Annotated in this window: 11 protein-coding genes; 4 read left to right on the forward strand and 7 right to left on the reverse strand. The window is 43.8% G+C overall.

The annotated features are described in order from the left end of the window. Nucleotides 1-56 precede the first annotated feature (56 nt). Genes OCV88_RS08665 through OCV88_RS08675 form a run of 3 tightly spaced genes read right to left on the reverse strand, consistent with a single transcriptional unit; the run spans nt 57 to nt 2,872 of the window. On the reverse strand, nt 57-1,553 hold the full coding sequence (locus OCV88_RS08665) for an ABC transporter ATP-binding protein (protein ID WP_158425111.1): 1,497 nt from the start codon (nt 1,551-1,553) through the stop codon (nt 57-59). Nucleotides 1,554-1,556: 3 nt separating this feature from the next. Beyond that, nucleotides 1,557-2,294, reverse strand: a complete 738-nt coding sequence (locus OCV88_RS08670) for an energy-coupling factor transporter transmembrane component T (RefSeq protein ID WP_158425112.1) — start codon at nt 2,292-2,294, stop codon at nt 1,557-1,559. Next, nucleotides 2,294-2,872, reverse strand: coding sequence for an MptD family putative ECF transporter S component (locus OCV88_RS08675; protein WP_158425113.1), 579 nt, complete (start codon nt 2,870-2,872; stop codon nt 2,294-2,296). The genes OCV88_RS08670 and OCV88_RS08675 overlap by 1 nt, the downstream gene beginning before the upstream one ends. A 214-nt stretch (nt 2,873-3,086) precedes the next feature. Here OCV88_RS08675 and OCV88_RS08680 point away from each other — a divergent pair, with 214 nt between their 5' ends. Then, nucleotides 3,087-4,073: an AraC family transcriptional regulator gene (locus OCV88_RS08680; RefSeq protein ID WP_262591061.1), complete on the forward strand. Its 987-nt coding sequence runs from the start codon at nt 3,087-3,089 to the stop codon at nt 4,071-4,073. Nucleotides 4,074-4,145: 72 nt separating this feature from the next. On the opposite strand, the gene OCV88_RS08685 is transcribed toward OCV88_RS08680, so the two are convergent. Continuing rightward, entirely contained in the window at nt 4,146-5,720 is a 1,575-nt protein-coding gene (locus OCV88_RS08685) for a PucR family transcriptional regulator (RefSeq protein WP_262591063.1), read from the reverse strand. Between the two features lie 329 nt (nt 5,721-6,049). On the opposite strand from OCV88_RS08685, the gene OCV88_RS08690 reads away from it, so the two are divergent. The 3 genes from OCV88_RS08690 to OCV88_RS08700 are packed head-to-tail and all read left to right on the forward strand — an operon-like array spanning nt 6,050 to nt 8,888. After that, nucleotides 6,050-6,295: a 4Fe-4S dicluster domain-containing protein gene (locus tag OCV88_RS08690; RefSeq protein ID WP_262591064.1), complete on the forward strand. Its 246-nt coding sequence runs from the start codon at nt 6,050-6,052 to the stop codon at nt 6,293-6,295. A 13-nt stretch (nt 6,296-6,308) separates the two neighbouring features. Beyond that, complete coding sequence (locus OCV88_RS08695) at nt 6,309-8,036, forward strand: FAD-dependent oxidoreductase (RefSeq protein ID WP_262591066.1); 1,728 nt, start codon at nt 6,309-6,311, stop codon at nt 8,034-8,036. Nucleotides 8,037-8,048: 12 nt separating this feature from the next. After that, nucleotides 8,049-8,888 carry a DAPG hydrolase family protein gene (locus OCV88_RS08700; protein WP_158425116.1) on the forward strand — a complete coding sequence of 280 codons (840 nt, stop codon included), beginning with the start codon at nt 8,049-8,051 and terminating at the stop codon, nt 8,886-8,888. Nucleotides 8,889-9,024: 136 nt separating this feature from the next. Here OCV88_RS08700 and OCV88_RS08705 read toward each other — a convergent pair whose 3' ends face one another. From OCV88_RS08705 to OCV88_RS08715, 3 genes are all read right to left on the reverse strand, one after another. Beyond that, on the reverse strand, nt 9,025-10,383 hold the full coding sequence (locus tag OCV88_RS08705; RefSeq protein ID WP_158425117.1) for an MFS transporter: 1,359 nt from the start codon (nt 10,381-10,383) through the stop codon (nt 9,025-9,027). Between the two features lie 84 nt (nt 10,384-10,467). Then, a complete protein-coding gene (fabZ, locus tag OCV88_RS08710; protein WP_158425118.1) occupies nt 10,468-10,884 on the reverse strand; it encodes a 3-hydroxyacyl-ACP dehydratase FabZ in 417 nt (138 codons plus the stop codon). Nucleotides 10,885-10,888: 4 nt separating this feature from the next. Next, entirely contained in the window at nt 10,889-12,028 is a 1,140-nt protein-coding gene (locus tag OCV88_RS08715) for an acyl-CoA dehydrogenase family protein (protein WP_158425119.1), read from the reverse strand. Between the last annotated feature and the right edge of the window lie 10 nt (nt 12,029-12,038).

The raw sequence follows: 12,038 nt of genomic DNA on the forward strand, positions 1-12,038 counted from the left end.
CAAAAAGTGAGACTAAAATCTAAACTTTGGGGGGCGCTGCACGGTTTGGTTAATGTTTAGAGAAAGAATTTCAGCAGCCTCTCCTGGCCGGTGCTGTCTGTTATAGCATAACTTTCCTTAATATATCCGGATTCCAGGTGAATGACAAAATGGCAGCAGTGTAAAATAAACTCCGGATCATGCGTTACGATCATAACCGTTCTGCCGGAGGCTGTGATTTGTCTGACAGCTTTTGCAACCTGCCTCATATGAAACAGGTCCAGGCCGCTGGTGGGTTCGTCAAATAGAATAAACGGTCTTTCAGAAGCAATTGCGCAGGCAACTGCAACACGCTGCTTTTGTCCTCCGGATAGTCCCATGGGGTGGCAGTCCGCAAAGGGCAGCAGATCCATTTCATTTAAAATCTTTTCTGCCTTTTCTTTATCCTTTGATGGATTCTCAGATTTCATGCTTAATAATATTTCATCTAGAACGCTTTCTGTGAAGAGCTGGTGATTTACATCCTGCATGACCATGTAGCATAGTTTCAGCCTGTCTTTCGTTGAATAGCATGTCTCCGTATTCTGTACGGTTCCTTTAAAGCGTCTTTCCAATCCGCACAGACAACGGGAAAAGGTTGATTTTCCGGTTCCGTTGTGTCCGATGATGGCCGTTGCGCTGCCGGAAGGAAAATCAGCTTCCGGTATGTGAAGCAGCCTGGGCTGATGCTTGTAGGCAAAGAAAAAGTCTTTAACCTTCCATATCCCATTGCTATTTTGTGCCGGCAGTCTTTCTGTATTTTTAAGTCCGGTGAGGGTGAGGGGACGCAGTCCCATTTCATCCCGCTGCTGTGGGGACAGCTGCTTAAATTCCTCAGCTGTGTAATCTCCTGCAATTTGTCCGTCTTTTAGAAACAGGACCCGGTCGAAGAGGCCGGACAGATAGTAAAGCCGGTGTTCAGATATAATAACGGTTTTTTTCTGGGCCTTAAATGTTAAAAGAAGCTGCCTAAGGTCTGCAATGGCCCGGGAATCCAGATTAGATGAGGGTTCATCCAGTACATAAATTTCAGGGTCGATGGCGGAGGCTGAGCCGCAGGCGATTTTTTGTTTTTCTCCGCCGGATAAGGAGAAAATACTTCTGTCAAGGAGAGAACTTAAGTTTAACTGTTTGGCGGCCTGTGTTACTCTCTCGCGAACAACCTCCTTTGGCATACCGTGGTTTTCCGGTCCAAAGGCCAGCTCGCTGGTAGTGTCTACATTGAAAAACTGCGAGCGCGGATTTTGGAATACAGAACCTGTTTTTAAAGAGAGATCAAATAGTGTCAGGTCACAGGTGTTTTTTCCGTCAAGACAGACGGAGCCGGTTAAGGTTCCTTCATAATAGTGAGGGATGAGCCCGTTAAACAGCCGGGTCATAGTAGTCTTTCCACACCCGGAGCTTCCACAGAGCAGAACAAAGGAACCATCCTCAATGGTACAGGAAATATTGTTTAAAGAACCTCCCGGCGTGCCGCTGCTGTAAGATGCTGCGGCCGACTGATAGGAAAAGGATACATTTTTACATTCGATCATCGTTTACCCCCTTGTAATTAGTTCATATATCTGGGCTGCGAATGCCCCAAGACATATGATAAGAAAAATGATATCCTGTGCGTGAAATCCAAGTCTGCATATATTTGTCCGTCTGACCGGTCCGCCCAGTCCCCGGGTAAGCGCCGCAGCAGATAGTTCTTCACCGATTTTTACGGAACAGATCATCATAGGAACAAGCCGGTATTCTAACATGGAACCGGGTCTGCCTTCTCCAAACCGGATGCCCCTCATACGCATTGCATCTCCGATGGCGCTCCATTCTTCGGCAACAGTAGGAAAAAAACGAAACATGACAGACATGGGAATCGTAATCTGCCGGGGCAGATGCAGCCGTTCCATGGCTGCAATAAATTCACTGACTGTGGTTGTGGTTACTGCGAAGTATCCCATTACAATACCGGGGGTAAAACGCAGCAGTATACCTGTGAGGGCTACTGCAATATAATTGGGGATGCCGTTTAAATGTGACAGGCCGAATAATTCTAAAAGGAGGCTTCCTCCAAATACCAGTATGTAAATGATGGCACCTTTTCGCTTTTTTGCCGCCAGCAATAGGAAAAGGGGAATAGCCGCCAAGATAATGATATAGTATTGCATAATGCCGCTAAAGGAACCGCCCAGAATAAAAATGGCTATGGTTAATAATACGGCAAGCTTTGTCCGGGGATCTAATGAGAGTTTGGTGTTGTCTTTTTTGCTGGCGAGAAGTTCGCGGCCCATTATACGATTCCTGCCCGTTTAAAGTGTTTTTTGAAAATCCGGCCCCCAATGAGACCTCCTGCAAGGCCGCTGACAAAAGCTGCTGCCAGAAGTAATGGTAAAATCCAGTCCGGCATATATGCCATAAGGGTGTCGGCATATTCCTGGCCGTAACCGGGAAGCAGGTTTTGATAATATGCATCTCTGGTTACCACAATAGGAATAAATGCGCCGATTACCCACATAGAGAAAATTCCATGAATAAAAATCTCCCCTTTTGCGCTTTGATAGCGGCTGGCCTTCATTAGAAAATCAGAAATCAGGCCAAAGATCAGGCCGGTTGGAATGCACCAGTAGCCCATACCGGTGAGCAGCATTATGATGCCCAGAAGCAGACCGCAGATAGTAAGCATACCAAATTTTTTGATCTTGCTGAAAAACAGCATCATTGGTATTCCCCCGATGATAGGTACGATTACACTGATCAGCGGAATAAAAATCGGAATAAAACCGATGGATGCCGCGGCAAAAATGACGATGAAATAAATAGCGGTAAAAATACCAATGTTTATAAAATCCTTTCCTTGCAATTTGTTCATAGAACAACCTCCTGCTTGTTTTATATTTACTTGGATTAGTTGCAACTAACCAAAGCTAATGGTAGCATATATGATGTGATGTTTCTATGCACATATCAGTATTTTAGGCCCGTATAGCAAGGAGTTTTCTGCCTGAATCAAACTGAAATTGACCGAAGATTTTTACATCATTATAATAGTATCAATGATTTTGTGCTGAAAAAGGAGAAGAAAAATGGATGATATGTTAGGCAGTATTTTAAAGAACAGTGACCGTATTTTGGGAGTGACGCTGAAGGATAGTTCAAACGGCAGGGAATTGATTTTAGACCGGGACGGCGGCAGAGGGCGTATGGTCTTTTATACCATCTGTCCCGGGCTTACACTGGCATTTATTTTTGTAAATGCCGGTATGTGGCCGGAATCTGATGCAAATTCCCAGCTGAAACTGCTCCAGATCAACTACTGTATTTCCGGAAGAAGTGAATTGCTTTTAGATGACGGTACCTATATTTATCTGCAGAAAAATGATTTTGCTATCAGTGAACAAACTGCGCAGAAAGAGTACATTTTTCCTACAGGAAAATACCAGGGAATCAAAATATACTGTGATCTGAAGCTGTTACAATCCGGCAGTGGGCTTCTGGAGTTTTTTAACATGGATCTTGCCGCGCTGAGAGATATCTATTGCAAAAGAAGGAAGACCTACCTTTGCGAAGCGGATAATGAACTGAAAGATATTTTTAGCAGGCTCTTTTGTTTGGCAGAAAGGCCGTCAGATTTTTATTTAAAGATCTATACCCTTGAGCTTGTTTACCGGCTGCTGGGTATGAATGTTCATCCGCCAAAATCCTGCGGTTTCTACACAGAAACACAGGTAGAACTTGCCAAGAGAACGGCAAAGATACTTTCCGACAATCTGCATCTGCATATTCCGGTACGGCAGATTGCAGATCGTTTTTCTGTCAGTGAAACCAGCCTGAAAAACTACTTTCGGGGAGTATATGGACAAAATATCTCCACCTATCTGCGGGAAATCCGCATGAATACGGCAGCCGGATTACTTAAAAACACAAAACGTCCTGTGGCTGAAATTTCTGAACAGGTTGGATATTCCAATCAAGGAAAATTTGCGGCTGTTTTCAAGCAGAAATATGGTCTGTCGCCGCTGGAATACAGAAGAGTAAAAAAGCTGGAAAATGAGTCATTGGAAGATAGTTAATACAACAACGGAAATGAAAGACATCCGGATGGAGCTTGATGCGGTAAAAGCACTTTTCTCATGTTTATATGATCAATCGGCAGGGCGGGAGATGGTTTCATAACCGTTGTTGTTTTTTGCATAGAAGGCTAAACTTAATTTTAAACGCTCTTCAGGATCATCTAACTGCAGATAGTAGCGGGCTTCCATTTTTCGAATATGATAGATAACATTATTTCGGTGCATATGAAGCAGCCTGGCAGTTTCTGTAGCCTGACAGTTTGTTTTTAAGTAAGTATCCAGAATCTGCACACAGCAGGTATGATTTTTTGCGTCATCTGCAAGGATACGGTTTAGCTTTTCATGTTTTGTAATACTATATCCGCTACCGGTCGTATCTAAACGGCAGAGAAACTTTAGTGCAATTTGTTCAAAAAAAATCAGATCTGTGCGGGAAGAAGACTCTTCCTCTAAAAATGACAGTGCAGCTTTGGCTTCCCGATAAGCAGCTTTTAACTCTGTAATCTGATGAAATAAGCGGCTGACGCCTCCAGATATATTATGCTGATGTATTTCATACAGAAGTGTGTGGTAAATCAGTGGAAACTGCTCCATATAATGAAAAGGATCTAAGCGTTTCTGCTCAAAAATCAGAATCAGAATCTGTCCCTGGTATTCAAAAACACGGGATTCCGGAATAGACTGCTGAATCTGATGCAGAAGAAATGGAATTGTGATAGATCCGGGGGACGTTAAGTTCAGTGCACATAGATAAAAGTCAGAGGCAAACGGAAGATCAATATAAGCCAGCCGGTCTTTCACAATCGAAATTTCGGGAGAATCATTTTCCAGAAGATCAATCAACAGATATTCATACATAAACCCTTCTGTTTTGATGCTCTGCATCATCTTTTCCAGTCCGATCTGGACACTTTCAAAAAAGTTTTCAAACATTCTTCTCATATATTTCATATTGGACGGATTTACTAAAACAAGTACACAATAACCCACAGGCTTTCCGTTGATATAGATTAGTTTGATAATCTCATTATAGCGCTCAGACCTTTTATCAGCTGAGATATAAATGCCGGTTTCTGTCAGCGTATCAAATATTTTTTCATTTTGAAACTGCTGTACCATGTCAGAGGTCAGATGTCCCTGCTGGATGGCGTAAGGAAAAATTTTATCAGCGGCAACATAAGCCGTGGAGTGTGCCAGAATCTTTAAACTAAGATCGTAGATCAGAACGGGATTTTTTAAAAGAGGCTCACTGATTTGGATTAAGTGATTTAATCCAAGATTCTGAATCAGGCTGTCGTGCATGCTGCGATCCCAGTTTTGAAACATAATATAAATTTCCTGAAGGGTATTAAAAATAACTGCCCATTCCAGATCAGTCTCCATCCATATGACTCCCGGGTAAGGAACCGGAAGCTGTCCGGGACGGCAGACACAAAGTAAAAGCAGGTGTTCAGGCAGACTGTCCGGTGAGAGCGGGTGTTGGGACTCACACAGATATAAAAAATCCGGAGAGATTTCCAGGCTGCATCTGGGCAGAAGACGGATTCCGGAAATAGATACTGTTGTGAGATCCAGATATTGTTCAACGGATAGCTGGGGATGTTTGATTTTCAGCTGTGTAAATAACATGTTGAGGTCGATAATCATAATCAAGTCTCCTTTTTTGAATTGTATCATGTGACAAGAAAAAATAAAATATTTTTCTTTTAATGTGAATAAATCAAGAAAATAAGAACATAGGTTCTTGTAAAAACTACAAAACAAAACCGAAAAACAGACGATAAAATTAGAGGTTTCAGAAATGATGATAAAAACAAATCACGTTATACTGACAGTAGCAGATCTTAAATGAAAACGTATGGAGGAGGTAAGAAAAACGTGAACAGAGTATGCCAAATTATTAATGGAGCCATTGCAAGAGCACAGGAAATTCTTAACAGTATGCCATTATTTGAGTTCTAAGGAGGAAAGAGACTATGAGCAGAGCCATGAATCGAATTATTGTAAATAAAGATCTGTGCATCGGATGCCAGATCTGCTTTAAAGCCTGTTTTATAGATATTATAAAATGGGATAAAGAAAACAGAAAACCAATTATAAAATATCCGGAAGAATGCGTACAGTGTGGTTTCTGTGAACTTAATTGTCCCAAGGGAGCGATTAAGGTAGAGCCGGATTATGACGCATATGTATTCCCGAGAGAGCACATTTGTGATATGTAGGAGGAGATGCAAAATGGCAAATATTATAAAAACGGATTTATTAGTAGTTGGCGGAAGTCTGGCCGGTATGTGTGCCGCTATCACCGCAAAGGAAAATAATCCAGAGCTTGATGTGCTGGTTGTGGAAAAATATACATCCGGGTATGCAGGAAAAGCAAACCGGGGTGCAGGTATTATGGATGCTATGGCAGGGGTAGATCCGGAACGGTATGTGGAATATCATACAAAATACAACGGGGACTATTTAAATGATCAGGATTTTCTGCGTGATTATGCCAATGGACTTGATAAAAGTGTGGAATTGCTGGATAAGTGGTCTGACGGGAAAATTTCAAAAACGCCGGAGGGAAAGTTCCGCTATTTGAAATGGCGTGCTCAGATTACAGGAAAAGATGAGCATGGAAAATTAACCTTTGATAATAAAGATGATTTTCCATGGACACTGGTGGCCGTAGATTTAGATTATATGGTTAATGTCAGAAGATATGGGGCAAAAATCGGCGTAAAATTTATTGACCGCACCGGCATTGTAGATCTGCTCAAAGACGGCGAGCGGATCAGTGGTGCAGTGGGATACAATATTGATGACGGGTCTCAGTCTGTATATCAGTGCAGGGCTGTAGTTATGGCCACAGGTGCATGCAATTACCGGATTATGCCAATGTGGGCCGGCGGAAGAGGAGAGGGTATACGGGCTTGTTACCGGGCAGGTGCACAGTTTAGAAACTGTGAGATGAGCTCTTTTTATAACTGGACCTCTCTGGAAAACTTTGAGTCCAGCATGGGTGTAGAATATGCCCTCTATAATTCTGAAGGGGAAAATGTATGTAAGGAATTTGCAACCACTCACCACTCCGATGTGGATGCCTATTCCATTGCAGAATATTATAAACAGACAAAAGCCGGAAAGGGGCCTTTAACTTACCGGATGCCGGAAAATCCTCTGATGCCCTTTCTTCAGCAGTGCTGTGGCTCTTCCGCTTATTTTGACCGTCCTTTTGCAGACAGATTCTGGAACAACCTGTTTTTTAATGCCTTTTCCCAGGCAACTAATAATGAATGTGTGCCGGGACTGGTAGGAGAGTTTGGAGCATTAAGAGTGGGAAGAGATTTCCAGACCACAGTTCCCGGATTATTTGCAGCAGGAGATTTGTCTCATACCGGTGGAGCATATCATGGGGCAACCACATCTCCGGTTATGGTACGGGGCTCCGGTCTTGCAAATGCACAGTATTCCGGGCGTCTGGCAGGAGAAAACGCAGCGCTGTTTGCAGCAGCCCATGAGTTTGGGACTGTTGACGAGACAGAAATTGTGGCAATTGACCGGCATTTTAACGGGTATGGAAAACAAAAGGGAACAGTGTCTGTCATGGACTTTCTGCCAAAGCTTCATAATGTCATTCAGCCGCTGGGCAACAGTTTGTACAGAAGCCAGGAGCGTATGACAAATGCTCTTGCCCGTGTAAAGGAGCTGCAAGGAGAGTTAGATACACTGAAGGCAGATGATCCTCATAATATGTTTGGATGTCTGGAAATGGAATCAATGCTTCTGTGTGCTGAAATGTTCTTTACTGCTTCTCTGGAGCGGACAGAATCACGGGGATGGTTCTTAAGAGAAGATTATCCGGAGCATGAAAAGGAATTGTACTGGGTAACCTGCCAGCAGACAGAAGATGGCGGTATGCAGACGAAAAAAGAACGTGTACCCATTGAAACTTACAAGTACCAGCCAATGGCATAAGGAGGAGAGAGTATGAACCCAAAGGATAGAAAACCATATCCTCTGACAGAGGAAGAAAAGAAAAGCCCGGTTGCGAAATTTTACAGAGAAACCCTTGCCTGCCCGAATCCAAAGCTGATGGAAATTCTGGCCCGGGGGCCCATGGATCCCTCAAAAGCGCTGATGCCGGAACAGATAGAAAAAATGTATGAACCGGGATATATGGAAGTGGAAACAGGATACTGTATCCTTCCAAACGGAGCTGGATATGTAGCGGTTAATAATGTATTTCCGGGAGTTACCATAGAGATGATGCAGTGGTGGTTTGCGTGGCATGCATTGGAGCAGATACGCTATAGAATCTGGAATCCCCTGTGTCATCCAACCATTGCAGTGGCAGATATTGACAGAGACTATATCAAAGATCCTAATGTGCCGCTGGCAAAGAAATCTCAGGGAGTTGTACATTTTGTAGTGGAAGATATCGGAGGCGGGGAGCAGAATATTCTGATACATTTTCTGGATCATGACCAGATGGAGGGAATCTCCGACGAAAAACTGGAAGCGACTCATCAGACGGTATTCGGCGGTTACGGAATCGTATCCAGCAGGGGAAAAGATGCCCCCATTGATAAGGCTCCGGCTATTATGATGCATTTCTGCCGGGAAACAGAAGAAGGTGTGGAATTCCGTACCCGTTTCTGGGTGGGCTACCGCTGGAATAAAGGAAAACCAATGTGTGTGCTGCCGCCGGGATTATCTGTACCGGAAGTAGTTCCCATGGGGCTTGCATTTCATAATGTAGAAGAGTATTCTCATCTGGCAAGTATCCTGCCGGAGGTGTATGCAGAGTTTGGGAAAGATCCAATTTAATGTGACATAGGAGGGCAGCTGCTGTAAAGGGTTTTAATTCCCTTTACAGCAGCTGCTTTTAAAAAGTTGGTAAAAAATAGAATGGCGAAATTAATGTTTATATCATATAAAATGCTTTACAGAATGGTTTTTGCTGTTAAAGTGTTTCCCCTTTTTTAATATCTCTGAACATCAAACAGAAAATCATCATTACTACCGCACAGACCAGCGGAACTTTGAAACAATTTACCATACCTGTAGAATTTATAATGGCTCCCATCAGACCATTGGCGATTGTATTTCCGAAAATACCTGCTACTCCCAAAAAAGACATGCCGCTGGCGATTTCTTCTGGTTTTAAAACATTAAGCGGGTAGGTATACGGAACAATCTGCTGGCAGCTGTTTACACTGCCCATGGGAAGAATACTGATCATGCCGAAAACAAATGGTATTCCGGCAACTATCGGCATACCTGTCATGAACAGCAGTACACCGCCTGCCAGACTGGCAATTCCCCAGAACAGTACCAGGGGGCGGTATTTTAACGTTTTGGCGGCATACTGACCAAAAATTAAAGTCAGAACAGCGGCGATAATCAGGGAAGGCGTTGTGAGAAAACCGGCCCGGACAGAGTCTACACCGCCGAATGCCTGCACATAGGAAGGCAGATAGTTAAAGGCTGCGTTGGCGATACTGAAAAACAGAGAAATCATAAAAACAGATAAAAAGTATTTGTTTTTCAATATACGAACCGGGAAAATAGGATCCTGGCTTTTTTTCTCACAGACAAGCAGGAGCAGGATGCCAATAATAGTTATGATAATTAAAAGGATATTGACCGGACTGGTCCATCCCGATGCAGGTCCCCAGCTCATAACCAGTCCGAAGGGGATCAGAAAAACGCAGGTAAAGATGGAGCCGCCGATATCCATAGGCTTTCCGCTGTCTGCTTTCTGGCTTTTTGGTATTCCATATATGGCCAGAATAATTGTTATTACTAATATTGGCAGCGAAATATAGTATTCCAGACGCCAGCCTGCTGCCGTGGAGCAGAAGATGCCAGCCAGGGGCGCGGCAATCATCATAGCAACGGTAGATGCGCTCTGGGCAAATCCGGAATATTTTGTAGCATCCTGACTGCCGAATACATCGCTCATTAATACAAAAGAGTTGGTTACCCATAAGCCCCAGGCAATTCCGGAAACTGTCCGGGCGATAACATACACCCAGAAATTTGGGACGAAAGTGGCTGCTGCATAAGAAACTGTATATAAGATCAGTGCAAAAATAAAAAGCTGCTTCCGTCCGAATTTTTCTCCCAGTTTTCCGCTGATAGGCATAATTGCGCATCTTGCGGCACTTTCTAGGGTAAAAATCATACTGACAGATAGTAACGCATCATACTCACCGGCCACTGCATATCCCAAAACCCCAATACCGGATATTAAAAACATTGCCATAAAGTTTGCAATTAAAATAGCAAAAAACCCAATCATTTTTCTGCTTTGCTGCATAAAAACCTCCTTTTCCAAGGCCGGGCCGGATCAGAGCTAACGCTCCGGATGGAGGCACATTTTTTTTGCTCTGTCCGGCGTCCCTTATAGATAGATTGTTAGCAGTGCGCTGCAGACTAAGTCTCCGCTTACTGCTGCAGTTGTCTGAAATGTATAAAAACGTTTATCCCTGCTTAAAAAATGGGCATGAAGGAAAAGCTGGTCGCCGGGATATACAGGATGCAGAAAGTCTGCGTTTTGTATACCGGAGAAAATCGGGAGCCTGCCGGATTCCTGTTCTGAAAGACACAGGGCGCAGGTCTGTGCCAGTGCTTCGATGATTAACACTCCCGGAAATACAGGATTGCCCGGAAAATGCCCCTGAAAACAGGGTTCTGATGCGGCTACAGATTTTAATGCGGTACTGTCATTTCTGCTGAGTGAGAGAATGGAATCAATCATCAGCATAGGCGCTCTGTGGGGCAGCCTGGAAAAAACATCTGTATGAATCTGTTTATTCATGGTTTTAATAGCGCCTTAAAACCTGGCCGGAGATGACTACTCTTTGGACTTCGTTTGTACCCTCATAAATCTGAAGAATTTTAGAATCCCGCAGCAGTTTTTCCACAGGATACTCCCTGCTGTAACCATAACCACCCAGAATCTGTATCGCTTCTCCGGCATTTTTAAATGCCACATCTGCAGCATAGCATTTTGCAATGGCTGCTTCTCTGCTGTAAGGCATATGAGCCTCTGCAAGACAGAGAGTATGTACAATCATCTGACGTGCTGTTTCAACTCCGATTTCCATATCTGCCAGTTTAAACTGGATGGCCTGTAACTTGGCGATAGGCGCGCCGAAACACTGTCTTTGCTTTGCGTAAACCGCAGCTTCGTCGATACAGCGCTGAGCGACGCCCACAGCGCTGGCTCCCACAAACGGGCGGGCCAGATCCAGTGTCTGCATGGCATATTTGAATCCTTCTCCTTCTTTTCCTAATAAATGATCTTCCGGAATGCGCACATCTTCAAACACTAAAGATGCAGTATCAGAGGAGCGCAGTCCCATCTTATCCTCATGTTTGTCAACGGAAAATCCCGGACGGTTTCGTTCCACAATAAATGCGGAGATTCCCTTTACCCCTTTTGTTTTGTCTGTCAGGGCAAATACTACAAAAATATCTGCATAGGTGCTGTTTGTAATAAAACATTTGGAGCCGTTGATAACATATTCATTTCCGTCCTTTACGGCAGTTGTCCGGGTTGCCGCCGCATCAGAGCCGGCGTCTGCCTCTGTCAGGGCAAAGGCGCCAAGGCCGCCTCCCACGATAACGTCAGAGTACATTTTTTTCTGTTCCGGGGTTCCGTGCATCAGCACCGGTTTCAGGCTGAGTGTAGTACCCATTAAAGTAGTGGCAAAGCCCAGATCATATTTTGCGAATTCTTCCATAACAGCGGCCACTGTTACATAGTCAATGCCGCTTCCACCGAATTCTTCCGGAATCTCAAGACAGTGATATCCGATTTCCATGGCTTTTTTTACTGTATCCAGAGGAAAGGTTCCATCTTTATCCCACTGTGCCGCAAAAGGCTTGATTTCCTTTTCACAGAAGTCGTGTGCCATTTTCACGATGTCTTTCTGATCTTCGTTTAACATGTATCCCATAGTATTGTCC

Origin of the sequence: Brotonthovivens ammoniilytica, from assembly GCF_025566885.1 — a bacterium.
Lineage (GTDB): Bacteria > Bacillota > Clostridia > Lachnospirales > Lachnospiraceae > Brotonthovivens > Brotonthovivens ammoniilytica.

Excerpts from the sequence above, each read along its gene's own strand:
- OCV88_RS08685 (WP_262591063.1), bottom strand. The coding sequence starts at position 5,720 with ATGATTATCGACCTCAACATGTTATTTACACAGCTGAAAATCAAACAT.
- OCV88_RS08695 (WP_262591066.1), top strand. The coding sequence starts at position 6,309 with ATGGCAAATATTATAAAAACGGATTTATTAGTAGTTGGCGGAAGTCTG.
- OCV88_RS08680 (WP_262591061.1), top strand. The coding sequence starts at position 3,087 with ATGGATGATATGTTAGGCAGTATTTTAAAGAACAGTGACCGTATTTTG.
- OCV88_RS08705 (WP_158425117.1), bottom strand. The coding sequence starts at position 10,383 with ATGCAGCAAAGCAGAAAAATGATTGGGTTTTTTGCTATTTTAATTGCA.
- fabZ (WP_158425118.1), bottom strand. The coding sequence starts at position 10,884 with ATGAATAAACAGATTCATACAGATGTTTTTTCCAGGCTGCCCCACAGA.
- OCV88_RS08690 (WP_262591064.1), top strand. The coding sequence starts at position 6,050 with ATGAGCAGAGCCATGAATCGAATTATTGTAAATAAAGATCTGTGCATC.
- OCV88_RS08670 (WP_158425112.1), bottom strand. The coding sequence starts at position 2,294 with ATGGGCCGCGAACTTCTCGCCAGCAAAAAAGACAACACCAAACTCTCA.
- OCV88_RS08675 (WP_158425113.1), bottom strand. The coding sequence starts at position 2,872 with ATGAACAAATTGCAAGGAAAGGATTTTATAAACATTGGTATTTTTACC.
- OCV88_RS08665 (WP_158425111.1), bottom strand. The coding sequence starts at position 1,553 with ATGATCGAATGTAAAAATGTATCCTTTTCCTATCAGTCGGCCGCAGCA.
- OCV88_RS08700 (WP_158425116.1), top strand. The coding sequence starts at position 8,049 with ATGAACCCAAAGGATAGAAAACCATATCCTCTGACAGAGGAAGAAAAG.
- OCV88_RS08715 (WP_158425119.1), bottom strand. The coding sequence starts at position 12,028 with ATGGGATACATGTTAAACGAAGATCAGAAAGACATCGTGAAAATGGCA.